At 70.0% G+C, this 24358-nt stretch carries 19 protein-coding genes, 2 tRNA genes and 1 pseudogene; 1 reads left to right on the top strand and 21 read right to left on the bottom strand.

The genetic code is table 11. From position 1 onward, the window contains the following. Window positions 1-302: 302 nt before the first annotated feature. The 9 genes and pseudogenes from ACLQ28_RS33200 to ACLQ28_RS33240 all read right to left on the bottom strand — a co-directional run bounded on the left by ACLQ28_RS33200 (window position 303) and on the right by ACLQ28_RS33240 (window position 8045). A complete protein-coding gene (locus ACLQ28_RS33200; RefSeq protein WP_425690245.1) occupies window positions 303-794 on the bottom strand; it encodes a hypothetical protein in 492 nt (163 codons plus the stop codon). Window positions 795-896: 102 nt separating this feature from the next. Continuing rightward, window positions 897-1172: pseudogene (locus ACLQ28_RS33205) on the bottom strand (CBS domain-containing protein); the annotation flags it as partial. 290 nt (window positions 1173-1462) lie between these two features. Next, a complete protein-coding gene (locus ACLQ28_RS33210; RefSeq protein ID WP_425690211.1) occupies window positions 1463-2353 on the bottom strand; it encodes an alpha/beta fold hydrolase in 891 nt (296 codons plus the stop codon). Window positions 2354-2998: 645 nt separating this feature from the next. After that, entirely contained in the window at window positions 2999-3574 is a 576-nt protein-coding gene (locus ACLQ28_RS33215) for a hypothetical protein (protein WP_425690212.1), read from the bottom strand. Window positions 3575-3609: 35 nt separating this feature from the next. Beyond that, window positions 3610-4035, bottom strand: coding sequence for a hypothetical protein (locus ACLQ28_RS33220; RefSeq protein ID WP_425690213.1), 426 nt, complete (start codon window positions 4033-4035; stop codon window positions 3610-3612). A gap of 234 nt (window positions 4036-4269) precedes the next feature. Continuing rightward, a tRNA-Ile gene (locus ACLQ28_RS33225) sits at window positions 4270-4346 on the bottom strand. 120 nt (window positions 4347-4466) lie between these two features. Further along, entirely contained in the window at window positions 4467-5705 is a 1239-nt protein-coding gene (locus tag ACLQ28_RS33230) for an NAD(P)/FAD-dependent oxidoreductase (RefSeq protein WP_425690214.1), read from the bottom strand. Beyond that, on the bottom strand, window positions 5695-7812 hold the full coding sequence (locus ACLQ28_RS33235; protein ID WP_425690215.1) for an MMPL family transporter: 2118 nt from the start codon (window positions 7810-7812) through the stop codon (window positions 5695-5697). The genes ACLQ28_RS33230 and ACLQ28_RS33235 overlap by 11 nt, the downstream gene beginning before the upstream one ends. 160 nt (window positions 7813-7972) lie before the next feature. Then, window positions 7973-8045: transfer RNA gene (locus ACLQ28_RS33240), tRNA-Asn, on the bottom strand. A gap of 294 nt (window positions 8046-8339) precedes the next feature. On the opposite strand from ACLQ28_RS33240, the gene ACLQ28_RS33245 reads away from it, so the two are divergent. Further along, entirely contained in the window at window positions 8340-8744 is a 405-nt protein-coding gene (locus ACLQ28_RS33245; RefSeq protein WP_363616202.1) for a hypothetical protein, read from the top strand. 64 nt (window positions 8745-8808) lie between these two features. Here ACLQ28_RS33245 and ACLQ28_RS33250 read toward each other — a convergent pair whose 3' ends face one another. From ACLQ28_RS33250 to ACLQ28_RS33305, 12 genes are all read right to left on the bottom strand, one after another. Continuing rightward, entirely contained in the window at window positions 8809-9816 is a 1008-nt protein-coding gene (locus ACLQ28_RS33250; RefSeq protein WP_425690216.1) for a sugar phosphate isomerase/epimerase family protein, read from the bottom strand. A gap of 212 nt (window positions 9817-10028) precedes the next feature. Further along, window positions 10029-10532 (bottom strand): sensor histidine kinase, encoded by a 504-nt coding sequence (locus tag ACLQ28_RS33255; protein ID WP_425690217.1) that lies wholly within the window; start codon window positions 10530-10532, stop codon window positions 10029-10031. Between the two features lie 270 nt (window positions 10533-10802). Further along, a complete protein-coding gene (locus ACLQ28_RS33260; RefSeq protein ID WP_425690218.1) occupies window positions 10803-12911 on the bottom strand; it encodes a ThuA domain-containing protein in 2109 nt (702 codons plus the stop codon). 75 nt (window positions 12912-12986) lie between these two features. Continuing rightward, the gene (locus ACLQ28_RS33265) at window positions 12987-15839 is read right to left on the bottom strand and encodes a PQQ-dependent sugar dehydrogenase (protein ID WP_425690219.1); all 2853 of its coding nucleotides are present in this window, start codon (window positions 15837-15839) and stop codon (window positions 12987-12989) included. A gap of 220 nt (window positions 15840-16059) precedes the next feature. Continuing rightward, on the bottom strand, window positions 16060-17127 hold the full coding sequence (locus ACLQ28_RS33270) for a polyprenyl synthetase family protein (RefSeq protein WP_425690220.1): 1068 nt from the start codon (window positions 17125-17127) through the stop codon (window positions 16060-16062). Beyond that, the gene (locus tag ACLQ28_RS33275; protein ID WP_425690221.1) at window positions 17124-18539 is read right to left on the bottom strand and encodes an alkaline phosphatase family protein; all 1416 of its coding nucleotides are present in this window, start codon (window positions 18537-18539) and stop codon (window positions 17124-17126) included. Before ACLQ28_RS33275 ends, ACLQ28_RS33270 begins: the two co-directional genes overlap by 4 nt. Further along, window positions 18536-19735 carry a metabolite traffic protein EboE gene (gene eboE, locus ACLQ28_RS33280; protein WP_425690222.1) on the bottom strand — a complete coding sequence of 400 codons (1200 nt, stop codon included), beginning with the start codon at window positions 19733-19735 and terminating at the stop codon, window positions 18536-18538. The genes ACLQ28_RS33275 and eboE overlap by 4 nt, the downstream gene beginning before the upstream one ends. Beyond that, the gene (locus tag ACLQ28_RS33285; RefSeq protein ID WP_425690223.1) at window positions 19735-20592 is read right to left on the bottom strand and encodes a TatD family hydrolase; all 858 of its coding nucleotides are present in this window, start codon (window positions 20590-20592) and stop codon (window positions 19735-19737) included. The genes eboE and ACLQ28_RS33285 overlap by 1 nt, the downstream gene beginning before the upstream one ends. Then, window positions 20593-21201 (bottom strand): EboA domain-containing protein, encoded by a 609-nt coding sequence (locus ACLQ28_RS33290; RefSeq protein ID WP_425690224.1) that lies wholly within the window; start codon window positions 21199-21201, stop codon window positions 20593-20595. Window positions 21202-21259: 58 nt separating this feature from the next. Further along, window positions 21260-22252 (bottom strand): sugar phosphate isomerase/epimerase family protein, encoded by a 993-nt coding sequence (locus ACLQ28_RS33295; RefSeq protein ID WP_425690225.1) that lies wholly within the window; start codon window positions 22250-22252, stop codon window positions 21260-21262. Next, window positions 22249-23103 (bottom strand): SCO3242 family prenyltransferase, encoded by an 855-nt coding sequence (locus tag ACLQ28_RS33300; protein ID WP_425690226.1) that lies wholly within the window; start codon window positions 23101-23103, stop codon window positions 22249-22251. The genes ACLQ28_RS33295 and ACLQ28_RS33300 overlap by 4 nt, the downstream gene beginning before the upstream one ends. Further along, a complete protein-coding gene (locus ACLQ28_RS33305; RefSeq protein ID WP_425690227.1) occupies window positions 23087-24253 on the bottom strand; it encodes an inositol-3-phosphate synthase in 1167 nt (388 codons plus the stop codon). The genes ACLQ28_RS33300 and ACLQ28_RS33305 overlap by 17 nt, the downstream gene beginning before the upstream one ends. Window positions 24254-24358: the final 105 nt, after the last annotated feature.

Genomic DNA, 24358 nt, shown 5'->3' on the forward strand with positions numbered 1-24358 from the left:
CAGACGATCATGCGGTGGCCGTCCTCGTTCCCGCGGGATCCGAGGTCACCTCACGAACGGCGGCTGTCGTACTAGCAGTCGCACTGCCACGCCCCGGTCCACGAGCCGGCTAGCCCACTGGCGGGCCTCTTCGACGGTCCGCGTCACGACCATCACAAGCGACGTTGGCGCGACGTCGGCCACGTGCTGGAGGACAGCGGTGCGGATGCCAGCGCCGGGGGGAGCGAGGACCACACCGGCCCGCGGGCACAACGGGTCCTGGAGCTTCTCCAACAGCTCTCGCTGATGCACGTACAGGTACCTCACCGGCCGCCGCCGCTCATGATGGCGCGACGCCGGACCCAGGTCACGGCCTCGGACAAGCTCTGCACCTCCTCGGGCAAGATCTCGCCACGGAAGTGGAACACCTTGTTCCTGATCTCGCGGACTGGTTCCAGGGCGACCTTCACGATCCCCCGGTTCCGCCCGAAGCGGTGCCGAAAGAACCGGCCGAAGTTCGCGTCGTGTAGCAGCACTGTGGTGAGCTGGGACCAGGTCAGGTTCTCCAGGCGGGGCTCCGCGACCTCGACATCCGCGGGCAGCGCCGCGGTGATCGACGCGGTCAGGTCGTCGACGGCGCAGCAAGAGCGCATCATGTCGCGTACGCCGAGCTCGATATCCAGCAGCAGGAACGGCTGGGTACGCCCCCACAGGAACCGGTTGAGATCAGCGGGTGTCACGACGGCGAGCAGCCGCTCCTCGTCGCCGACCAGGACTGCGTTGTCGTTGGCCAGCGGCTCAAGTACTTTCTCCATTCGCTCCGAAGACGCCATGAAGGGCAGATCCTCAACCAGATCGTCCACCGGCGAAGCCAGCGGGTTCTGTCCCGGGACGTACGGGAGGCCTCGGGCGAATGACCTATGGCTGAACACCCCGACCACGTGGCCGTGCGAGGTCCGGACGGGCAACTGGTCCACATTGTGTGAGCGCATCAGGCGCAAAGCCTCGGCGACCGGCGTTCCCACCAGGACGTCTGCGGTAACGCTGCCGCTAACCCCAGACGCCACAATCTTAGTCAGGCAGCGCGTGCCACATAGATCGTCTAGAAAACGACAGATCGATGAGAAAAAGCTGCCGACAGAACGCTGGGAAGCCCTCCAACAGGTCCAGCTCAGCGAGCATGGGACCGACATCTACATCGAGAACCCACAGCCGATTGCAGGTTCTCAATGAATCTTGCACTTTCTCATCAATCTGTCGCTCGGTTTGTCACTTCGCGAAATCTCACTGAGACGTTGTCGGCGCGGCTCCGGAAGTTGATATTTAAGGCGCTCGACTATTTTGAGATGCCTATCAATATTGAAGATCGCTTGTCGTCCGTGCAGGTGACCTATCGTCCCGGGGCAAACCAGCTACACGGCCCTCGCCAGCACGAGATCGCCCGAGCAACCTAGAAGACCGTGCTTCACCGACCATCCACGGCTTACCCAGCAGGAGGGCGCAGGAACTCGCGAACGGCACCTAACCACACTGTTGGATTGTCGAAGTGCGCCATATGCGCAGCCTCCGGCACCTCAACCAACGTGCTCGCCGGCACTTCGGCATGCAGCCGCCGCGCAACGCCGATCGGGAAGCTCATCTCGCGGGCGCCCTGCAACACCAACACCGGCCCGCCCCATTCCCGCAGGACCCGAGGCGGATCATCCGGCCCACCGGGTCGCAGCGCGCCAGCCGCGAACGGTTCGTTCCAGTCACTGGAAAAGCGGACCACGTCCAGCACCTGATGCCACTGCGCCAACCGGTCAAGGCGCCAGATGTTACGAGGCGCGCTGCCCACAGCCATCGCCCGGCTCAGCGCACCATCGGCGGCGTCCGGGCCGACCAAAGCCGGATCGTCGAAGCGGACCTCGGTGCACAACGCGCCGCGGTGCTGGTAGTCCGCCGATCTCTCAAGCTCTTCCTGAAAGTCCTCGTATGCGGTCGTCGACGCCAGGATCACCCGGTGCACCAGGCCCGGGTGTTGATCGACAACCCGCATGGCGATCCGCCCTCCATACGAGAACCCGAGCACATCCGCACGCTGCACACCCAAATAGCGAACCAAGGCGGCCACGTCGTCGGCCAGGAAATCCGGCTGCAACGCAGTGATAGGCAGTGTCCCCAGCGGAGATGCGCGACAGCTACGCCCGCAGCCGCGTAGATCGAAAGCGACTACATGGGCCACGTCGGCCAGATCGGCGACCGCCGGCAGGAGATACGAGTGGTCCCACGTCGGACCGCCATGGATCACCACCAGCAGCGGCAACGCCGGATCGCCGAACCGCCGCACAAACAAATCGACGCCGTTGACGCGAACAACCTCCCCGTCGGACAACGCCCCGCCGCCTTCCCGAACGTCCCGAAGGACTCGCCCCGTCGATCCCGAACGGACCGAGATCCAACCGGCGATCCTGCCAGGCCGCTCAACCGACGCGGCCACCCATCCCTCGAACGCCTGCGGCAACACGATCGCTAGCGGCCACGAGCCCGCCATCACCGCACGAGGCAGGCGACGACACCAAGATCATCAGGAAAGCGTCACACCAATGAGAAGAACCAGGCGCCAAACCGCTGAGAAACCGCAGGCGCGTCCAGGTCGGTCGAGCCTCCAGGGACAAGACCAACGAGAACCTACATCAGAGTTGCAGGTGGGCCTGTCTCGCTAACGGCACCTCCCCGTGTCAAGGCGTTGGCAACAGAGGGGTCTCCAGATCCGGAAGCGAGCGGCTCTCGGCTCTCGGAGAAATCCGTCATGCACGGTTATCGTCGGGGAGACCTCGCGAGATCCGGTGGTTGGCCAGGTGGTCGATCACCGGGGATGGGCTGACGTTCCCAGGGGCCGACAACTCCGAGGCGTACCTCGCTTTGTGCTTGTGCCGGCACCCCTACACCTGTTCCTGCTCCGCGATCGAAACACGGAACTTGCGGCGGCCCTCGACGCAGCTTGTGGGGTCCTCCATCGTTGCTGCGAAGGACCGCTTCACAACTTCCGCTGATCTTTGAACGTCAGCAGGGCAGCTACGCGGATCAAGGGTGCGGCCAGGTTGGGGATCTGGTGCGGGCTGTCGATTCGGCCAGGCCGGTAGGTCATCAACTCTGTCTGATGCAGGGCCCAGAGTGGCACGGTGCCAGCGAGGTGTTCGGCTCGTACGACAGGCCCGATGAGCTGCCGCACGGCTACCGGATCGCCAGCCACCCGGTAGTGCTTGTCAAAGTTCTGGTCGCCGGTCACGGGCCCGGCGCCACCGAACATGACTTGACCAATTCGGGAGACGGCGGAGCGTGGCTGTACGGAGATCGTGGGATGAGGCTCGTCGAGGTGGACCACGATCACCACGTAGGGATGGCTGTGGCTGGACGTGGTTGTGGTCGTGCCGCCCATTCCGTCGCCGCTGGTGGAGGTGTGGGTCTCGGTGTAGGAGTATTCGGCAACGCTGACCTGGTAGCCGCCAATCGAACCGAACGCGGCCAGGGAGACACCACGTCGATTACGGCCCGGTAGGCGGCTGCCCCAGTCGACGTTCGGTGCTGGAACGAAGGCCCATCCATGCTGCATGGCCCACTGTTGGAACACATCGCGCCGGTCTCGTTTCAGCGGCCGCGGGCGGCAGGCAGGGACACGGCCGCCAGGATCGGCGGCCCGAGCAGCAGGATGACCGAGGCGAGCGTGATGAGCCCGACCGTCGAGTCAGAGCTGATCAGATAGAGGATCCCCACCACGACCAGGGCAGCCGCGCCCACCGCGGTCAAGGCGACAACGCCCCACAACAGACCGCGGGTTGGCCCACCGCCCCGCCCGGCTGCCAGCCTCGCGTTCGCCGCGAATACGGCGAGCGAGCCCACGAGCCCGAGACCGCTCCCGGCGACGAGAGGAACCAGCACGCTGGCCGCTTGGATCGTGGCCAGGTAGGCCACAAACACCAGCAACAGGAGGTACGCGACGGCGACCAGCCCGGCGAGTACGGTCAGCGCTCGCGTCCCCCGCCGTACGACGGTCGCTCCGTCGGTTCCTGTCATGGCCGCAACCGCCAATCGGTGTCGTCTGAAACCCGGGGTCGCGGCACGTCGCTCACGACGGTGTGCAAACCCCGCAGCAAGATCCGTGCCGGAGACGACAGCCTCACGGATCTCACCCAGAACTGATCGCCTTCAACCCGGCCGCCCATGTGGAGTTCGACCCGGTTCGCCGGCCGAACGCGCTCGTCTGGACGGACGAGCGCGTGCGCGTGCGCGTGCGCAGGCTACCGGCGATGGTGGGGCGGGCGGGGCTCGAACCCGCGACCGAGGGATTATGAGTCCCCTGCTCTAACCGGCTGAGCTACCGCCCCGAACACCGCGCCGGATCTTATCCCGCTCGGCGATCAGCAGCCAGCACCGAGCCGGCCGGTGCCCACGCCTGGACGGCACGATGGGCAACAGGAATATAACAGCGTGCTCGGCTACGCCTGTCAGCCGACGCGCAGCTCGTCCAACACCGCCCCGGCGGTGCGCCAGCCGCTGGCGAGGGCGCCCTGGATGGAAGGGCTGTCCCGGTGGTCACCGGCCACGAACAGGCCCTCACCCAGCGCGACCGGTTTACGCAGCAGCCCTTGCGGTGGCAGCGCGGCGGGTAGTGCGTTCGGGACGGCCACGGTGGTGAGGTGGGCCCAGTCGGCGGTGGATTGGCCGTACAGCCGGGTCAACTCGGCCCGTACGGTCGGCTCGGGCGGGGGTGTCGGGCCGACCACCGAGGTGGCCACCAGATGCCGTCCGGCGGGCGCGTACGTTCTGGCGGCGTTGCTGAGCACCACCGTGTTGGCGACGAGTTCCCGCCGGTCGCCGTCGATGAGCAGGATCGGCTCGGTAAGCGGCGGCTCGGGTGCGCTGTGGTAGTAGGTGGTGTAGCTGTGCATGCGTACCGTCGCCAGGGCCGGCAGCAGCGCGGGCGCGGCGGGTGGGTCGACGGCGACCACGACGGCCCGGCAGCGGATGTCGCCGGCCTGGGTGCGGACCCGGCCGGGCGTGACCTCGGCGACCGGGGTGTCCAGGTTGAGCAGGTCGGCCGGCAGCGGGTCGGCGATGGCCCGTGGCAGCGCCGCCATGCCCTCGGCGGGCAGGCCGATCCGGCCGCGGGCGAAGGAGCGCAACACCATCGCCAGTACGTGGCTGGAGGTGGCCAGCTCCCGATCGATGAGCACGCCGGACAGGAACGGCCGCAACAACTCCTCGATGATCGCGTCGGAGAGGCCGGCCCGGCGCAACGCCGTCTCGGAGCTGGTTTCCGGTGCGGCGAGCAACCGGGACGTGGGCAGGGTGGCGCAGCCGGTCGCGAGCGCGGCGAAGCGCAGACGGTCGAGCAGGGAGCCGACCCCGGCGAGCGCGGTGCGCGGGCCGCCGATCGGCTCGCGTCTCGGGTTGACCAGCCGCAGCAGGTCGTCGCCCTTGCGCACCAGCACGCCGGAGGTGAAGTACCCGAGGTCGAGCCGTTCGGTGTCGAGCAGCGTGCCGAGTTGGGGGTAGGCGGTGTTGAGCACCTGGAAGCCACGGTCGATGAGGTAACCGTCGACGACGTCGGTGGCGACCCGGCCGCCGAGCCTGCCGCTGGCCTCCAGCAGCCGCCAGGGCATGCCGGCGCGGTGCAGCCGGCGGGCGGCGGCGAGGCCGGCCAGGCCGCCGCCGACGATGACCACGTCGGTCTCAGCCAGCATTGCGCGCCTCCCGCTCACCGTTCGCCCGGGACAACCGGCCCGGCCACCAGATCTTCGGCCCGATGTCGTACGCGAGCGCGGGCACCAGCAGCGACCGGACGATGATGGTGTCGATCAGTACCCCGATCGCGACCGCCGTACCCAGCTCGACAAGCACTACCAGTGGCAGGACGGCGAGGGCGGAGAAGGTCGCGGCGAGCACGATGCCGGCCGAGGTGATCACCCCGCCGGTGACGGCGAGGCCGCCGAGCACACCGGCGCGGGTGCCGCGCTTGACCGACTCCTCGCGCACCCGGCTCATCAGGAAGATGTTGTAGTCGATGCCGAGGGCGACCAGGAAGACGAACGCGAACAGCGGGAACGACGAGTCCACACCGGGGAAGCCGAAGACGTGACGGAACAGCAGCGCGCACAGACCGAGGGTGGCCGCGAAGCTGAGCAGCACCGTGGCGATCAGCAGCAACGGGGCGAGCAGCGCCCGTAGCAGCAGGGCCAGGATGACCGCGATGACCACCAGCACCACCGGGATGATGACGTTCTGGTCGCGCTTGGCGGCGTCGGAGGTGTCCACGTTGATCGCGGTGAAGCCGCCGACCACCGCGTCCGCGCCGGGCACCCGGTGTACGGCCACCCGCAGCTCACGGATGGTCCGCTCGGCGCGGTCGCTGTCGGGCGGGTCGGCCAGGGTCGCCTCCAGTTGCACCCGCCCGTCGACGACCTTCGGTGTGGCGTCCGGGTTGGGTGGGCCGGTCTGCGGGCCGGTGGTGAGCGGGCGGACCTCGGCGACGCCGGGCACACTCTGCGCCACCTGGGCAACCTGCCGGGCGGTCTGCTCGGTCGTGAAGATGGTGGCCGGGCTGCCGGTGCCTGCCGGGTAGTGCCGGGTGATCACCTCTTGGCCGTCCACCGACTGGGTGCGCTGGGTGAACAGGTCGGACTGCCCGAGGGTGGTGGCGCCGAGCTGCGTGAGGCCCAGCGTGAGGATGGCCAGCACGACTGCGGTGCTCAGCCAGATCGGTCGGGCGTGCCGGGCCACGAAGCCGGCGACGCGGCTCCAGATGCCGTGCTCGGCCCGCGGGTCGGCCTGGTCCGCTCGGGGCTGTCTGGGCCAGAACGCCCATCGGCCGCCGAGGACCAGCAGCGCGGGGAGGAAGGTGAGCATCACCAGCAGGGTGGCCGCGATGCCGATCGCTGCGACGGGCCCGAGTGCCCGGTTGGAGTTCAGGCTGGACAACAGCAGGCAGAGCAGGCTGACGATGACCGTGCCTCCGGAGGCGATGATGGCCGGAGCGGCGCCTTTCCACGCCGTACGCATGGCATCCCAGGGGCGGTCGTGGCGGTGCAGTTCCTCCCGGTAGCGGGCGATCATCAGCAGCGCGTAGTCGGTGCCGGCACCGAAGACCAGCACGGTGAGGATGCCCTGTGCCTGCCCGTTGAGCTTGACCACGTCGGCGTCGGCGAGCAGGTAGACGAAGACCGAAGCCAGCGCGTACGACATTCCGGCGGCGAGCAGCGGGAAGATCCAGAGCACCGGGCTGCGGTAGACCACCAACAGGATGATCAGCACCACGACCAGGGTGACCAGCAGCAGTGGCCCGTCGATGGCGGAGAAGACCTCGATCAGGTCGGCGAGCAGGCCGGCGGGCCCGGAGACGTCCACGGTGAGCCCGTCCCGGTCGCCGCCGGTGATGTCGCGCAACTGCTTGACGACTGAGCCGATCTCTTCCCCCTCGGCGTCGTCCACCGGCACGACGACCTGCAGTGCCTGACCGTCCTCGCTCGGGATGGGCGGGGGCAGCGGGGTGAGGACTCCGGGCACCTGGGCGAACCGGGTGGCGTCGGCGTTGACCCGTTGCCGGTCCGCGTCGGTGATCCCGGAGGGCCGCTCGTAGACGACAAGTGCCGGGATGGTCTGCCGGTCGACGAAGTCGCCGGTGAGGTCCTGGGCGCGGGTCGCCTCGGCGTCGGTGGGCAGGAAGGCGGCGTTGTCGTTGGTGGCGACCTCGCTGAGGCGTCCGGAGTACGGCCCGGCCACGCCGCCGATCACCAGCCAGGCCAGCACGACCGCCACCGCGATCAGCGTGGCCCTGCCGCCTCGTCCGGACATCCGCACTCACCTCAAGAATCGACGCATCAATCGACGCAGCGGGAGTCTGAGTCGACATCGACCATCCTGCCGGGCAAGCAGGTCGAGGGAGGGCGAAACCGGTGGCACGCACACGAAAACGCCCGTCGGCAGGACTGCCGACGGGCGCTGGGTGGAGAAGCTCCCCCGATTGGACTCGAACCAATAACCTGCCGGTTAACAGCCGGCTGCTCTGCCAATTGAGCTACAGGGGATCGTGCACCGCTCGACTCCGGATCTCGCCGGCGCCGTGCGACGGGAAAAGAATACAGGACATCCCCCGGTGCCGGTCCAGTGGGTTCTGACCCACCCTCTAATGATCAAGGCGTGCAGGTCAGGAGACGCAACGCATCGACAATTAGGGTAAATCGCCATCCCGGCACAAGCATGCTTGAGTGGAGAGCAGGATGGGTAGTTAGCTGCGGACAGAGGACGCAGGCGCGGATTGGTCGCCTTCCAACGGGGCAACTCGCCGAGGCGACGGCGCGTCAGGTACGGAAGGAGCCGCCATGCGCGGAAAGATCATGTTTCTTGGCGGGCTGGCTGCGGGATTCGTCCTGGGCGCCCGTGCCGGCCGGGAAAAGTACGAGGAGCTCGTTGTTCGGGGCCGCAAGGTGCTCGACCACCCGACCGTCCAGGAGGCGGCCGGGGTCGCGCAGGCCCAGGCCAACAAGCTCTACAGCGAGGGCAAGGACAAGCTCGGCCAGACCAGACTGGGCGAGAAGCTGGGCACCGGCAACGGCAGCACCGGCAAGCAGGAGCTGACCGCCGCCGACGACGCGTTCGCCGGCACGCCCGCAACCGTGGGCGCCAAGGCGGGCACCAGCACGGTCGGCACGACCTCCGGGTCGCCGTCGTCCACGAACCCCCGCACCAAGCCGTCCGGCTCGGGCACGAACGCCAGCACGCTCTGACCAATCGCACGTCGACGGGCCGGTCGCCGCAGGGCGACCGGCCCGTGGTCTGTCCGGGGTCCGGTCAGTCCTTGCTGCTGAACGCCGCGTCGAAAGCGGCGCTCGGGGCGTCGAAGGCGAGCCGGCGAACGAACTGCAACGCCTCGGGGGCACCGATCAGCCGGTCCATCCCGGCGTCCTCCCATTCGACCGAGATCGGGCCGGTGTAGCCGATCGTGTTCAACGCGCGGAAGCAGTCCTCCCAGGGCACGTCGCCGTGCCCGGTGGAGACGAAGTCCCACCCGCGGCGCAGGTCGGCCCAGGGCAGGTGCGAGGCGAGCCGGCCACGCCGGCCATCCCCGGTACGCACCTTGGCGTCCTTGCAGTCCACGTGGTAGATCCGGTCGGCGAAGTCGAGGATGAAGTTCACCGGGTCCAGCTCCTGCCAGACGAAGTGCGACGGGTCCCAGTTCAGCCCGAACGCGGGCCGGTTGCCGATCGCCTCCAGCGTCCGCTTCGTCGTCCAGTAGTCGTACGCGATCTCGCTGGGGTGCACCTCGTGCGCGAACCGCACCCCCACCTCGTCGAACACGTCGAGGATCGGGTTCCAACGGTCGGCGAAGTCCTGGTAGCCGCGCTCGATCATCGACGGCGGCACCGGCGGGAACATCGCCAGGGTGTGCCAGATCGACGAACCGGTGAAGCCGACGACCGTCTTCACTCCGAGCTTCGCCGCCGCCCGCGCGGTGTCCTTGATCTCCTCGGCGGCCCGCTGGCGGACCCCCTCGGGCTCCCCGTCGCCCCAGATGCGGCCGGGCAGGATGTCCTGGTGCCGCTCGTCGATCGGGTGGTCGCAGACCGCCTGACCGACCAGGTGGTTGGAGATCGTGAAGACCTCAAGGTTGTGCTTCGCGAGGGTCTCCCGCTTGCGCTCGACGTACGAGTCGTCGGCGAGCGCCTTGTCGACCTCGAAGTGGTCGCCCCAGCAGGCGATCTCCAGACCGTCGTAGCCCCACTCGGAGGCAAGCCGGCAGACCTCCTCGAAAGGCAGGTCGGCCCACTGGCCGGTGAAGAGCGTGATGGGTCGCGCCATTGTTCTTCTCCCCTGTTGTAATGGGGATTCCATGTGCGGGACCAGGGCGAGGGTGACCGGACGTGCATGGCGTCGGAGCGGTCACCGGTGGGTGCGGAACACACCTGAGCCCAGCGGGTTGCGCCTCCCACCGGGTCACCGGCCACCAGCACGGTCGCCGACCCCACCCTATTTCCGCGGCACCCCATCGCGGAAGCCCCGCAGCCCGATCATCATTCGGCCATCTCCTCCGGCGCCGGCAGGACGGCCCGGACGACGAAGCCGCCGCCGGCGCGCGGGCCGGCGGACAACGTGCCGCCGAGCCGCTCCGCGCGCCTGCGTACCCCGAGCAGACCTCGCCCGGCGCCCTGGGCGCCCCCGGCTGACGGGACGGAACCAGCGCCCTCGTCGCGTACCTCGATGGTGATGCCGGTGGCGTCGTAGCGCAGGTGGACCGCGACCGGCGCACCCGGAGCGTGCCGGCACGCGTTGGTCAACGATTCCTCGATGATCCGGTAGGCCACCACGTCGACCGGGCCCGGCAGCGGCCGGGGTTGCCCAGCCAGCTTCCAACGCACCGGCTGGCCGGCGGCGAAGCCCTCCACCAGCGCGTCGAGGCGGTTCAGGCTCGGCGTCGGCTCAAGCGGGTCGTCGGGCTCCTCGGCCTGGCGCAGCGCACCGCGCAGCCGGTGCCCCTGTGCCAGCACCATCCCGCGCCACTGCGCGAACCGCCCCATGCTGGTCAAGGTACGGCAGCCGGCTGTGGGCCGGTCTGCGGCGTCCATGCAATGCGGCTGGCCGATTCGATGCCACGCCAGCGACCCGGCGACATTGTCATGAGCGGTATACCTGTGAGTCATATTTATGACTCACAGGCATACCGCTCTCAGAGGGCACCGCCAGCGTCGTCCGCGCCCAGTAATCCAACCCTCGGCAAGCCGGGGGTGGGCCATATCGACAGGCCGGGAGGGGCCGCCGCGACCGGCGGCCCCTCCCGGCTCAGTCGGTCAGGGCAGGGTCCACTTCTGGTTGGCCGCGCCGAGGCAGGTCCAGAGGTGCACGGCGGTGCTGTCCGCCGAGTTGTTACCGGAGACGTCGAGGCACTTGCCCGACGACGGATTGCGCAGGGTGCCGTCGGACTGGGCCGCCCAGTTCTGCGCGCCGGTGCCGTTGCAGGTCCAGAGCTGGATCTTGGTGCCGTCGGCGGTGCCGCTGCCGTTGACGTCCAGGCACTTGCCGAGCGCCCTGATCGTCGAGCCCGACGTGACGGTCCAGGTCTGCGCCGTGCTGCTGTTGCAGGTGTAGATCTGGATCTGGGTGCCGTCGGCGGTGCCGCCGTTGCGGACGTCCAGGCACTTGCCGGCGAGGCCCTTGACCGGACCGACGCCGGGAGTGCCCCCGCTCCCCTTGACCAGGGTGAAGTCGTCCACGTCGAAGAGCCCCGTGCCGCTACCGGTGAAGGTGAGGTAGAGGTTCTGGGTGCCGGACGGGACGCCGGACAACGCGGTGCTCACATTGGCGAAGGTGGTCCAACTGCCGGTGTTCGGCACTGCGACCGAACCGAGCACCGGACCGGTCGCCGAACCCGTACGCACCTGGATGGTGCCACCCGCGCCGCCGGAGACGACCCGGGAGGTGAACGAGGTGACCCCGGTCAGGTCCACACCGCTGTACGCGGCCCAGTCTCCCGGGTCGATGTAGCCGATGGTCTGCCCACCGTTGGCGCCCGCCTTGGCGAACGCGGAGACGCCGTTGGCCGAGCTGAAGGCCTCGGCCTGGATCGTGCCGGTCGGCGGCGGCGTGGTGCCCAACTCCTTGATCCGGATGTTGCGGAACGAGGCGTCGTCACCGGTGCCATGGTTCTGGATGCCGATGTGGCCGGCCAGTGAGCGGACCGGGTTGGTGTTCGTGAAGTCGTTGATCTTCACCCCGTTGAGGAAGATCTGTAGCCGCTCACCCTCGACCAGCAACTCGTAGGTGTTCCACTCCCCCGGCGCGTTCAGCGCAGCGTCACGGGCCGCGGTGTCGGCGGACTTGAAGGTGTAGACCGAACCGGTCGTGCGGTCGGCGGCGTCGGTCGCGTCGATCTGGATCTCGTAGCCGTTGTCCACGGCGGACCACGGATCAGTGGACGGCGGGAAGCCGATGAAGATGCCGGAGTTGTCGTCACCGGCAAGCTTCCAGTCCAGCTTCAGCGAGTAGTTGGTGAACTGCTTGGCGTTGTACCAGAACAGCCCCATACCGCCCACCGAGGTCAGGGTGGCGTCGGAGTTGGTGAAGTTGCCCGGGCCCGCCTGCGACCAACCGGTCGTCGAACCGTTGTAGATCGGGGTGTAGCCGGTCTCGGGCCGGCAGTCGGCCTTGCTCCGACCGGAGGCGTACCGGATGCCGCCGAGCAGATGGGTCCGGAACGCCGGCTCCGCGTACGACGCCTGGGTGTGCCCGGCACCGGTGTAGAAGGACCGGCCGCCGCTGTAACTCTTGCACCAGCTCAGCGGGTGGTCAGCGCCCATCCCGCCCCCGGAGTACGACGACTCGTCCAGCGTGGCCAGCACGTGGGCGGTCGAGCGGGCGTTGGTCCGGTAGTTGTACCACTCGTCGGTGCGGGTCCAGGTCTGCGGCAGGTGGCCGGTCGCCGCGTGCCCCCGGTCCTCCACCTTGACGTTGGCCTGCTGGATCGCCGGGTGCGAGGCGAACCACGCGCCCACCAGGTTGCCGTAGAACGGCCAGTCGTACTCGGTGTCGGAGGCCGCGTGCACACCCACGTAACCACGACCGGAGCCGATGTACGACTCGAAGGCGGTCTGCTGGCTGGCGTTGAGCACGTCACCTGTGGTGTTGAGGAAGACGACCGCCTCGTACTGGGCGAGGTTGGCGGTGGTGAATGCGGCGGCGTCCTCGGTGGCGGTCACGGTGAAGTTGTTCGCCGCGCCCAGGTCACGGATGGTCTGGATGCCGACAGGGATCGCGTCGTGCCGGAAACCGGCGGTCTTGGAGAAGACCAGCACGTCGTACGGAGCGTCGGCGGCGCTCGCCGGGCTCGCCGGGGTGGTGCAGGCGATGACGGCGAGTGCCGCCATGGCCGCACCGAGGACGGGTCGCAGGCGTCTGCGCATATCGCTCTCCTAACTGTGGTTAGGAAGGGCCCCCTGCCCAACCGTAGGCGGTGACAGGGGGCCCCACCACTCAGCTCAGGGCAGGATCCACTTTTGGTTGGCGGCGGCGGTGCAGGTCCACAGTTGGACCACCGTGCTGTCGGCGGAGCTGCTGCCGGTGACGTCGAGGCACTTGCTGGACCCGGCGTTGCGTATCGTGCCGTCGGCCTGCGCGGCCCAGTTCTGCGCGGCGGTCCCGTTGCAGGTGTAGAGCTGGATCTTGGTGCCGTCGGCGGTGCCGGCACCGGAGACGTCCAGGCACTTACCCAACGACTTGATCGTGGAGTTCGGCGTGATCGCCCAGGTCTGCGCCGCGCTGGCGTTGCAGGTGTAGATCTGGATCTGCGTGCCGTCGGCGGTCGCGGCGCTGCGGACGTCCAGGCACTTGCCACCCAGACCCTTGATCGGGCCGCCTCCGCTGGAGGCGGTGCCGGTGACGAACGTGAACGCGTCCAGGTCGTAGAGCGCCCCGGTGCCCGACCCGGCGAAGGTCAGGTAGAGCGTGGTCGTGCCGGTCGGCGGGCTGCTGATCGTGCCGGTCACCGTCGCGAAGGTCTCCCAGCCGCCGGTCACCGGGACCGTGGCCGAGCCGAGCACCGTGCCGGTGGCCGAGCCGGCCCGCACCTGGAGGGTGCCACCGGCTCCGGCCGAGGAGACCCGGGCGTTGAACGAGGTCACGTTGCCCAGCCGGTACGGCTGGAACGCGATCCAGTCGCCGTTGTTGATGTCGCCGACGGTCTTGCCGCCCTCGGCCGTGGTCTTGCTGAACACGTTGATCCCGGACGAGGTGCCGTAGAACTCGGCCTGCCGGTGCCGTGGCGGCAGCGTGTGCTGGGTGTGCGTGGTCAGCCCACCGGCGTCGGTGTACTCGGCGTCGAAGATCGCGAAGATGTTCGCCGCGTCGTCGTGCTCACCGTCGACCGGGATCGTGATCGAGCCGGAGCACCCGGTCTTCGAGGTGATCTGGTGCCCGTGCTGGTCGTGCCCGAGCACGTAGGTCATCTTGACCTTCGTGCAGTCGATCGTGCCGTCCTCCGGGTCGGTCACCGTGATGCTGAACGGCACCGTGTCGCCAAAGCTGAACAGCTGACCGTTGCCGGGGTTGTTGATGGTCACCGTGGGCGCGGTGTTGCCGACGCTGATCTGCACGCTGCTGCTGCCGGTGGCACCCTGCGGATCCCGAACCGTCAGGGTGGCGGTGTAGCTGCCGTTGGCGGTGTAGGTCTTCGACGGGTTGGCCGCGGTGGAGGTGGTCCCGTCACCGAAGTTCCAGGAGTACGTCAACGCGCCTCCCTCGGGGTCGGACGAGCCGGCCGAGGAGAAGGTCACCGCGAGCGGGGCCGCACCGGAGGTCCGGTTGGAGTTGGCCACCGCGGTTGGCGCCCGGTTGCCGCCGCCGACGTAGTCGAAGCGGTAGAGCGCCGAGTTGGCGTCACCGTTGAAGTAGCCGGTGCCGTAGTCGAGCACGTAGTACGCGCCGTCCGGGCCGAACGCCGAGTCCATCACCTGCTTGCCGACCCAGGGAAAGGTGTCGATGGTGCCCCGGGAGCCGTCGGAGTTGACGTGGATCGGCTTGATCCAGCCGCGGCCGAACTCGGTGGCGAAGAACTGCCCGTCGAAGGACTGCGGGAACTTGGTGGTGGAGGTCGACGAGGCGTTGTACCGGTAGACCGGGCCACCCATCGGGGACTCGGAGCCGCCGCCGAACTCGGTCGGGGTGCCGGCGTCGCCGGCGTAGCGGATCCAGGCGGGTTGGGCGGGCGGCAGGGTGGTCAGGCCGGTGTTGCGGAACGAGTTGTTGGTCGGCCCGCCGGAGCAGTTGTACTTCGAACCGCTGGTGCTCGAGGCGAAGTCCCACTCGTTGTACGTCTCGGTGGAGGTGTTGGTGCCGGTGCAGTACGGCCATCCGTAGTTGGCTGGCGCGGCGACCCGGTTGAACTCGACCTGGCCGGACGGCCCACGGGTAGAGCTGGTGGTGCCGGCATCCGGCCCGTAGTCACCGACATAGACGACACCGGTGGCCTTGTCCACGCTGATCCGGAACGGGTTGCGGAACCCCATCGCGTAGATCTCCGGCCGTGTCCTGGCCGTGCCGGGTGCGAACAGGTTGCCCGACGGGATGGAGTAGGTGCCGTTGGCGTTCACCTTGATCCGCAGGATCTTGCCGCGCAGGTCGTTGGTGTTGCCGGCGCTGCGCTGTGCGTCGTACGCGGGGTTGCGGTTGGTCCGCTCGTCCAGTGGTGAGTAGCCGGACGATTCGAACGGGTTGGTGTCGTCGCCGGTGGACAGGTAGAGGTTGCCGGCGGCGTCGAAGTCGATGTCCCCGCCGACGTGGCAGCACAGGCCGCGGTTGGCCGGCACGTCGAGCACGTCGACCTTGCTCGCCTGGTTGATCGTGAAGTCGGAGTTGAGGGTGAACCGGGAGAGCCGGTTGACCCCGTTCCAGGCCGAGAAGTCGGTGCCGGTGGCCGGCGCGTCGCCACCGGGGGTGGACAGCGGCGGGGCGTAGTAGAGGTAGATGTACCGGTTGGTGGCGAAGCCCGGGTCGACGCCGACGCCCTGCAAACCCTCCTCGTCGTGTGTGTAGACCGACAGGGTGCCGATCACGGAGGTGGTGCCGTTGGCGTCGGTGCGGCGCAGGGTGCCGTTGCGGGCGGTGTGCAGGACGGAGCGGTCCGGCAGCACCGCCAGCGACATCGGCTCACCCATGTCGGTCACACCACGGGCCAGCTCGACCTGCTGGAAGTCGCTGGCGACGATCGTGTGCGCCTGTGCGGGGGCCGAGCCTGCGGCGAGTGTGACCGTGCCGGCGGCGACCGCCAGCAGCAGTGCTGATCCAGCGGAGAACCATCGTCGGGATCGATGTTTGGGAGCGTCCTTCATAGACATCTGTGCTGCCCCTTCCTGACGAGTGACTGCCAGGCCGGGCGCGCGCCGTCGCGCCGGATGCCGTAGCGGTGATGGTGGGGGTCGATGGGTTACCGCGCCGCCGGTTCACCTCGACGAAACATTGTGGCGTTGGTCACGACACTAAGTTGTGAGTGTCGATGTGTCCATACCTTCCGGTGGTTCAGCATCAACTTTCGTCGATCTGGCCGAAAGTCACCGATCAGGCGCGGCGGTCGATCGCCTGACCGGCCAGCGCAACCAGCGCCGCGCGAGCCTCGTCGGCCACCATCGCGCTCTGCAGAGCGGCGAGCGCGGCCTCGGTCCGGACCCGGATCATCTGCTCGATCCGCTCCAGCGCGCCGGTCACCTCGATGATCCCGCGCAGCTCCGCCGCGCCGTCGGCGTCCAACGCCGGGTTGCCGAACAGCTCCCGCAGCCGGATGGTCTGCGGCCGGTCGGCAGCGCTGCGGGCAAGCGCCATCATCACAGTGGGCTTGCCCTCACGCAGGTCGTCCAGGACCGACTTACCAGTTACCGCCGGGTCCCCGAAAACACCCAGCACGTCGTCGCGGAGCTGGAACGCGTCGCCCAGCGGGTCGCCGAACTCGCCCAGCGCGGCGATCAGCTCCGGCCCCGCGCCGGCCAGGGCCGCGCCGATCTGCAACGGCCGGGTCACCGTGTACCGGGCAGCCTTCATCCGGATCACGGTAAGCGCGCTGGCCACCGAGCCGTCACCCACGCCCGAGACCAGGTCCAGGTACTCCCCCGCGATCACCTCGGTACGCATCAGCGCGAACACGCCGTACCCCCGGTGCACCTGTTCGGTGCTCAGCCCACACTCGTGGAACATCTGATCCGACCAGGCCGCGCAGAGGTCCCCGCAGAGCAGCGCGGTGTTGCGGCCGTACGCCTCCGGGTCCCCGCGCCACGACGAACGGGCGTGCAGATCGGCGAAGAGCCGGTGCACCGACGGCTCACCGCGGCGGCGGTCGCTGCCGTCCAGGATGTCGTCGTGGATCAACGCGAATGCGTGGAACAGCTCCAGGGCCGCCGCCGCCACCACGATCGGGGTGCCGTCGGCCGCCCCAGCGCCGCGCCAGCCCCAGTAGCAGAACAGCGGGCGTAGCCGCTTTCCGCCGGCCAGCACGAACCGTTGCAGTGCGGTGAACACGCCGCGCGGCGCGCCGTCCGGCCAGTCCGGGCCCTGCCGCTCAAGGAACCCGGCCAGCTCCGCGTCGAAGCGCTCCCGCAGCCCACTCGTATCGGTGGGCGCGACGGTAACCGTCATGCTCTCTCCCCCGACCCGTCCATACCGCCGGCACCCAGCCCGGCCAACTCCAGCAGCAGTGCCTTCACGGCGGTGGCCGCGATCTTGTCCCGGGCAGCTGCCGGGTCGGAGCAGAGCAGCACCGGGGCGTCCGCCGGGTCGTCCGGCAGCCGCCCGTGCGAGCCGCGCACCGCCCGCGCGCCGGCGTCCAGGCCGACCGCGCTCATCAGATAGCGCATACCGAGCTTCTTGCGGGCCAGGGCCACCCCGGCGCGAGCCTTCGCGGCACCGGGGTTGGCCGGATCGAAGAACAGCTCCGCCGGGTCGTAACCCGGCTTCCGATGAATTTCCACGAGCCGGGCGAAGTCCGGTGCTCGGGCGTCGTCCAGCCAGTAGTAGTACGTGAACCAGGCGTCCGGCTCCGCCACCAGCACCAACTCGCCAGCACGCGGATGGTCCAGCCCGTGTGCGGCCTTTCCGTCGGCGTCGAGCACCTCAGCCACCCCGGGCAGGCCGGCGCAGAGTTTCGCCACTGCCGGCACGTCGGCCGGATCCCGGACGTAGACATGGGCGACCTGATGGTCGGCGACCGCGAACGCCCTCGACGTCCACGGGTCGAGGTATTCCATGCCGGCCTGGGTGTGCACCCGCAGCAGCCCCTCGGCGCGCAGCAGTCGGTTGACGTCGACCGGCCGGGACACGTCGGTGATGCCGTACTCCGAGAGCACCACCACTGTGGCGTCCCGAGCCCGGGCGGCATCCAGCAGTGGCCCGAGCACCGTGTCCAGTTCGGCCGCCGCAGCGGCGGCCTGGGCCGACGACGGGCCGTGGCGTTGCAGGTCGTAGTCGAGGTGTGGGACGTAGACCAGGGTCAAGTCGGGTGACACGTCGGCCAGGATCTGCTCGGCGGCCTGGCAGATCCACCGCGACGACGGCAGCCCGGCTGTCGGCCCCCAGTAGGTGAACAGTGGGAAGGTGCCCAGCCGCCCGGTGAGCGCGTCGTGCAGCTCCGGCGGGTCGGTGTAGCAGTCCGGCTCTTTGCGCCCGTCGGCGTAATACACAGGGCGTGGGGTGACCGTCCAGTTGACGTCGGCGCCCATCGCGTACCACCAGCAGACGTTGGCGACGGTGTAGCCGGGTTCGGCCCGACGTGCCGCCTGCCAGAGCTTCTCCCCGCCGACCAGCGCGTTGTGCTGCCGCCACAGCAACACCTCACCCAGCTCCCGGAAATACCACCCGTTGCCGACGATCCCGTGCCCGCTGGGCGGCTCCCCGGTGAGGAAGGTGGACTGCACCGAGCAGGTCACCGCGGGCAGTACGGTGCCCAGCTCGGCCCGGAAGCCGCCGTCGGCGACCCCGCGTAGCCGGGGCATGTGCGCCAGCAGTCGCGGGGTCAGCCCGACCACGTCGAGCACCACCAGTTGCCGGCTCATCGCGTTACCCCCGCTGTCGTGGTCTGCTCCGAAGTCAGGCCCAGGCCGATCAACTCGTCCCGGGCGAAGGCCAGCTCGGCGGCGATGCCGGCGGCCAGCTCCGCGTCGGTGCCGGGCCGCCGTGCGGCCGGCAGCACCCCCCAGGTGTACGTCTCCACGTCCAGGTGGTCGCAGCCCGCCGTGGGACCGGTGAAGAGCGCGGCCAGGGCGGTGCGCAGCACCGGCAGGGTGGAGCCGAGCGGTTCCTCGGGTGGGGCGTGCAGGGGCACGTGGTAGTGCACCCGCCACGGGCCGGGCAGCGCCTGATCCAGTGCGGCGTCCAGGTCGTCGGCCGCGTACGCCGGGTCGGCCGGGTCGGTCAGGCCTGCGCACCCGGCGCCCCGGGTCTGGTGCAGGAAGCGTGGCTCCACCCAGCGGCGCAACGCGTCGGCCCCGCCCTGCGGGTCGGCCGCCTCGACGGCGGCGGAGACCTGCACCTTCACCACTGGCAGCCCGGCCGCTCGCAGTCGCTCCAGTGCCTCGGCCGGCTCCTCCCAAGCGCAGGCCAGGTGGGCCAGGTCGAGACAGACACCCAACCTCTCGGTGTCCATGCCGGACAACAGCGCGGCGGCCTGGCCGGTGCTCTCCACCACGCAGCCCGGCTCCGGTTCGAAGGCGACCCGCACCTCACGGCCAGTCTCCCGTTGGACTGCGGCCAGGCCGGTGGCCAGCTGATCCAGACGGCGTCGGGCCGCGTCGGCCCGACCGGTGTCCCAGGGTTGCCGCCAGGCCAGCGGCAGCGTGGAGATCGAGCCCCGGGCGGCGTCGTCGGGCAGCAGGTCGGCGAGCACCCGGGCCAGATTCAGCGTGTACGTGAGGCGCTGCTCGGTGGTCCAGTCCGGGTGGTAGACGTCCTGCTTGACCACCGGCGCCTGGAAGGCCGCGTACGGGAAGCCGTTGAGGGTGACCACCTCCAGACCGCGCGCGACCAGTTCGGTGCGCAGCCGGCGGCGCAGCGTCGGGTCGGCGGCCAGCGCGGCGGCGACCGGGGCCGCCAGCCACAGGCCGAGCCCGAGCAGGTCACTGCCGAGCGCCTCGCGGACCGGCACGGCGTAGGTGTCCAGTTGACCGAGGATGCCGGCGAACTCCTCGGCGGGGTGCACATTGGTGCAGTAGCCGAGGTGGATGGTGTCGCCGCCGCTGTGTCGCAGCCGCATCAGCTGCCGCCGCGCAGGATCGAGTTGCCGGTCTGCGGGTCCACGGCGGCGGTGACGTCCAGGTCGCTGAGGTCGAGCCGCCCGGACTGCCCGTAGAACTCCACCGGGTTTCGCCACAGCACCTTGTCGACGTCGTCGTCGCTGAACCCGGCCAGCAGCATCGCCTCGCCGGTGGCCCGGGTCAGCAGTGGGTCGGAGCGCCCCCAGTCGGCGGCCGAGTTGACAAGCATCCGATCCGTGCCGTACTCCCGGAGCAGATCCACCATCCGCTGCGGCGTCATCTTGGTGTCCGGGTAGATGGAGAAACCAAGCCAGCAGCCGCTGTCCCGGACCAGCTTGACGGTCACCTCGTTGAGGTGATCGACCACCACGCGACCCGCGTCGATGCCGGATTCGGCGACCACGGCGAGGGTCCGCTCGCAGCCGCGCGCCTTGTCCCGGTGCGGGGTGTGCACCAGCGCCGGCAGGTCGTACGCCACAGCGAGGGCGAGTTGCGCGGCGAACGCCTCGTCCTCCTCCGGCGTCATCGAGTCGTACCCGATCTCGCCGACCGCCACCACCGCGTCCTTGTCCAGGTAGCGGGGCAGCAGGTCGAGCACCGCCCGGCAGCGCGGGTCGTTGGCCTCCTTGGGGTTCAGTGCCACTGTCGCGTGGTGCCGCACCCCGAACTGCCCGGCCCGGAACGGCTCCCAGCCGATCAGCGAGTCGAAGTAGTCGGCGAACGAGGCGACGCTGGTGCGGGGCTGACCCAGCCAGAAGGCCGGCTCCACCACCGCGCGGACCCCAGCGGCGGCCATCCGTTCGTAGTCGTCGGTGGTGCGTGAGGTCATGTGGATGTGCGGGTCGAAGATACGCATTCACGCCTCCCGGGGCAGTGCGGCGGTGAGCCGGTCGAGCAGGTCGGTGGCGTCGGCGGGCAACTCCCGGCCGGCGGCGTGCCGCTCGGCGGCCAGCGCGGCCAGCATCGCCGCCAACTCCCCGTCCGCCCGGGCGTCCAGGTCTGCCACCACGGCGAGGGGAACACCGCTGAACACGCACTTGAGCACCGCCTGCCGCCAGGCGGCCGGGGCGAGGTGCTGGGCGTACGGGCCGAGCGCGGCGGCGACGAGCCGGGTGTCGTTGGTCCGGATCGCGTCGTGCAGCAACGGCACACCGGCGTCGCCGATCGGCAGCAGCGGCAGGGCCCGCAGCACGGCTCGGCGCTCGGCCGCGTCACCGTGCTGGTAGAGGCGCTCGGCGTACGCCGCGTGGTCGCCGGGCAGGCTGGTGAGCAGCAGCACCCGGGCCGCGTCGTCGGCGGTCCAGCCGGGGGCGTCGGGCAGCGCGGCCCGACCGCAACGCCGGCCGGCGGCGGGGAAGAGTCGGGTGATCTCGGTGGGCTCGACCGGGACCCGGCGCAGCGCCGTGTCCAGCCAATCGGGATCGGGTACGCCTCGAAGCGCGGCCCGTAGTGAATCCGGTGTCATCCCGTCTCCTCCCCTTGTGCTGCTCCGCGGGCACCCCAGGCACACCCTTTGCTCTGCTTCACTCCAGGCGACGGCCATTGTCCGAATAGCGGACGGTCGCTGTTGCCTCCGTTGAAGCAGAGCAAAGGGCGCCTGGGAGCACCTCGTCCTCGATGGGCCGCGCGCCGGCCACCGCGGTCGCGGCGGCGGCACGCAGGAACTCGATCGACCGGGCGGCCACGGCGGGCGCGGCGTGCGAGTCGCGGGGCAACTCCACCGCGACCAGCCCGCGGTAACCGGCTGTCGCCAGGGCCGCCAGGACCGGCGGGAAGTCGATCTCGCCGGTGCCGAACTCCAGGTGCTCGTGCACACCCCGGCGCATGTCGTCGATCTGCACGTTGACCAGGTGCTCGGCCACCTCGGCGACGCACTGCGGCACCGGCCACGGCTCCAGGCAGCGGCAGTGGCCGATGTCGAGGGTGATGCCGAACCCGGCCGGGTCACCGAGCGCGGCGCGCAGCCGACGCCAGTCGGCGATGTCCTGCACCAACATCCCCGGCTCCGGCTCGAACCCGAGGGTGACGTCGGCGGTGTCGGCCGCGTCGACAACGCTGGCGCAGCCGGCCACCAGCCGGTCCCAGGCGCACTGCGGTGACACCGCCTCGGGCCGGACGCCGGCCCAGAAGGAAACCGCCTCCGCGCCCAGGTCGGCGCCGATCCGGACGGCCCGGCGCAGAAACTCGACCCGCCGGGTCGGGTCGTCGTGCAGCAGCGTCGGGGCGTGCTTGTGCCACGGGTCGAGCAGGTAGCGGGCCCCGGTTTCGATCACCACCGCCAGACCCAGCTCGTTCAACCGACGGCTGACGGCGGCGACCCGGCGCGTGAGCCCAGGCGCGAACGGGTCCAGGTGGTCGTGGTCCAGGGTGAGCGCCACCCCGTCGTAGCCGAGATCGGCGACAACGGCGAGCGCGTCGTCCAGACGGTGGTTGGCGAAGCCGTTCGTGCCGTACCCGAGGCGCAGCGTCGTGGCGTCGGCGGCCTCCGCAGCGGGTCGGGGCTGGGGAACGGTCATGTCGGGGAGACTTTCCGGGCCAACCGTCGACCCAGCGGTGCGGCCGCCGCGACGGCCAACCCGAGCAGGCCGGCTCCGCCTCGCGCGGTGAGCGCCCCCTGCAGTGCGGGCAGCCCGGTGATCCCGGCACCGACGGCAGCGCGAACCCGCCCGGCCGATGGGTCCCGGACGACCTCGGCCTGAGCCGCGCCGTAGCGGGCCGCATACCATCCAGCCAGCACAGCGGGCAGCGCGGCCATCCGCCGGGGGGCGACGACGGCGGCGCTGGCGGCGACCACCGCAGTGCCGGCGAGGGTCCACTTCGGCAGGGTGGCATCGGCGCCGGTGACCTCCCGGCGGGACAGCGCGGTGACCGTCCAGGTGTGCGCGGCGACCGTCGCCGCCGCCGGCAACGCCCTGGTCACCCGGCCACCGGACGCGCCGAGCAGCACATCCAGCCCCCGGCAGGCGGCCATCACGGCCGGACCGGCGGCCGTGTTCTTGGCCAGCAGGTCGTACCCCCAGATGGTGGCGGCCAGCGGCACGGCGAGCGCGGCGGCGCGGCGACCGCCCACGACGGCGGCCAGGCCCACGCCAGCGGCCGTGAGGCCCGCCGCGAGACCGACCGCGGCGGCCGGGGTGACCCGCCCGCTGGGGATCGGCCGTTCGGGCCGCTCCTCGGCGTCCAGGCGTCGGTCGGCCCAGTCGTTGGCGGCCATGCCGGCCCAGTAGAGCAGCACCGAAGCGCCGGCCAAGGCAGGGGTACGCGGGCCCAACGCGCCGGCCGCCGCCGCTCCGGCGACCACGTCACCGGGCACCGAGAGCGCAGCCGGTGCCCGGACCAGCTCGGCGAGGTCACCCAGCGTGGTCATGGGCACCGTCCCCGCCGGCGTGCAGTTGTCGCGTGAAGTCGGTCAGCCGGGCCCACTGCTCGGCCAGCGAGTGGGTGGGTGCGCCGAGCGGGTCCTTGAAGAAGAAGCCCAGGTCGGTCAACGGCCCCACCTGCCCGGCGGCGTGCGCGGCGGCGGTGAGCCGGGCCAGGTCGAGCACCAGCGGCGCGGCCAACGCGGAGTCGCAGCCGTGCCAGGTGAACTCCATCCGCATGCTGGTGCCGAGGAAACCCGCGAAGGTGATCAGATCCCAGGCGGTCTTGAAGTCGCCCAGCTCCTCGACGTACTCGATGCGCGTGCCGCCCTGCGGCACGTAGCCCAGCGTCTCGCCGAGCACCCGCTGCTTGCTCTGCACCTTCGCCGCGTTCGCGGCCGGGTCGGCGAGGGTGGCGCCGTCGCCACCGCCGAGCAGGTTGAACCCGGACCAGGAGCGCACGTCCAGGTTGCGCATCGCGAACATCGGCGCGAGCACCGACTTGACCAGGGTCTCCCCGGTCTTACCGTCATGCCCGGCGTACGGCAGTCGAGCCTCTTCGGCCAGCGCGGTCAACGCCGGGAGCCGCAGCCCGGTGGACGGGGTGAAGTCGACGTACGGGCAACCGGCCAGCAACGCCGCGTACCCGTAGAGGGAACTGGGCGGCAGCACCTCGTCCGGTCCGGCGAGCGCGGCACGCAGCGCGGCCGGGTCGGCGTGCCCGGCGTGCGGTCGGGGGGCCGGCTCGGTTGCGGAGACGTTGACCACCACCACCCGGTCCAGCTCGTGCCGCTCGCGGAAGCTGGTGAGGTCGCGGACCACGGCGGCGGCCCGATCGGCCTGGGTGGCACCGACCGGTGCGGGGCGCAGCTCCTGCTCGACCGCACTCAGCTCGTCCCGGAGAGCGGCGACAAGCCGCCAGGGAATGACACCGCTGTCGGCAAGTGCCTCTGCGCGCTTGCACAGCGGGGTGGTGGCCAGGTCGTGCCCGCCGAAGACGAGGTCGGCGAACGCCGGCAGGGCGGGGCCGCGCAGCTCGGGCAGCTCGGTGACGCAGCCGGTGGGCCCGGCGAGGCCGGCCCGCAGCGCGAGCCCTCCGACGATGCTGGTGGTCGCGACGGAACCGCGCGCTCCTACCAGCCAGACACCTGTTCGCATGGTGCTCCTTCCCATCCAGGAGGAACCGTCGGTACCGCCAAATATAGGAATATCAGAATATGTTTCAGAAAGATACGCCCTGGGTGGATGGGCCCCGCCCGCCCG

Origin of the sequence: Micromonospora sp. DT201 (genome assembly GCF_049841575.1) — a bacterium.
GTDB lineage: Bacteria > Actinomycetota > Actinomycetes > Mycobacteriales > Micromonosporaceae > Micromonospora.

Coding starts and splice junctions, on each gene's coding strand:
- ACLQ28_RS33300 (WP_425690226.1), bottom strand. CDS start 23,103: ATGACCACGCTGGGTGACCTCGCCGAGCTGGTCCGGGCACCGGCTGCG.
- ACLQ28_RS33285 (WP_425690223.1), bottom strand. CDS start 20,592: ATGCGTATCTTCGACCCGCACATCCACATGACCTCACGCACCACCGAC.
- ACLQ28_RS33275 (WP_425690221.1), bottom strand. CDS start 18,539: ATGAGCCGGCAACTGGTGGTGCTCGACGTGGTCGGGCTGACCCCGCGA.
- ACLQ28_RS33260 (WP_425690218.1), bottom strand. CDS start 12,911: ATGCGCAGACGCCTGCGACCCGTCCTCGGTGCGGCCATGGCGGCACTC.
- ACLQ28_RS33230 (WP_425690214.1), bottom strand. CDS start 5,705: ATGCTGGCTGAGACCGACGTGGTCATCGTCGGCGGCGGCCTGGCCGGC.
- ACLQ28_RS33250 (WP_425690216.1), bottom strand. CDS start 9,816: ATGGCGCGACCCATCACGCTCTTCACCGGCCAGTGGGCCGACCTGCCT.
- ACLQ28_RS33290 (WP_425690224.1), bottom strand. CDS start 21,201: ATGACACCGGATTCACTACGGGCCGCGCTTCGAGGCGTACCCGATCCC.
- ACLQ28_RS33305 (WP_425690227.1), bottom strand. CDS start 24,253: ATGCGAACAGGTGTCTGGCTGGTAGGAGCGCGCGGTTCCGTCGCGACC.
- ACLQ28_RS33255 (WP_425690217.1), bottom strand. CDS start 10,532: ATGGGGCGGTTCGCGCAGTGGCGCGGGATGGTGCTGGCACAGGGGCAC.
- ACLQ28_RS33220 (WP_425690213.1), bottom strand. CDS start 4,035: ATGACAGGAACCGACGGAGCGACCGTCGTACGGCGGGGGACGCGAGCG.
- ACLQ28_RS33200 (WP_425690245.1), bottom strand. CDS start 794: ATGGAGAAAGTACTTGAGCCGCTGGCCAACGACAACGCAGTCCTGGTC.
- ACLQ28_RS33265 (WP_425690219.1), bottom strand. CDS start 15,839: ATGTCTATGAAGGACGCTCCCAAACATCGATCCCGACGATGGTTCTCC.
- eboE (WP_425690222.1), bottom strand. CDS start 19,735: ATGCGGCTGCGACACAGCGGCGGCGACACCATCCACCTCGGCTACTGC.
- ACLQ28_RS33235 (WP_425690215.1), bottom strand. CDS start 7,812: ATGTCCGGACGAGGCGGCAGGGCCACGCTGATCGCGGTGGCGGTCGTG.
- ACLQ28_RS33215 (WP_425690212.1), bottom strand. CDS start 3,574: ATGCAGCATGGATGGGCCTTCGTTCCAGCACCGAACGTCGACTGGGGC.
- ACLQ28_RS33295 (WP_425690225.1), bottom strand. CDS start 22,252: ATGACCGTTCCCCAGCCCCGACCCGCTGCGGAGGCCGCCGACGCCACG.
- ACLQ28_RS33270 (WP_425690220.1), bottom strand. CDS start 17,127: ATGACGGTTACCGTCGCGCCCACCGATACGAGTGGGCTGCGGGAGCGC.
- ACLQ28_RS33245 (WP_363616202.1), top strand. CDS start 8,340: ATGCGCGGAAAGATCATGTTTCTTGGCGGGCTGGCTGCGGGATTCGTC.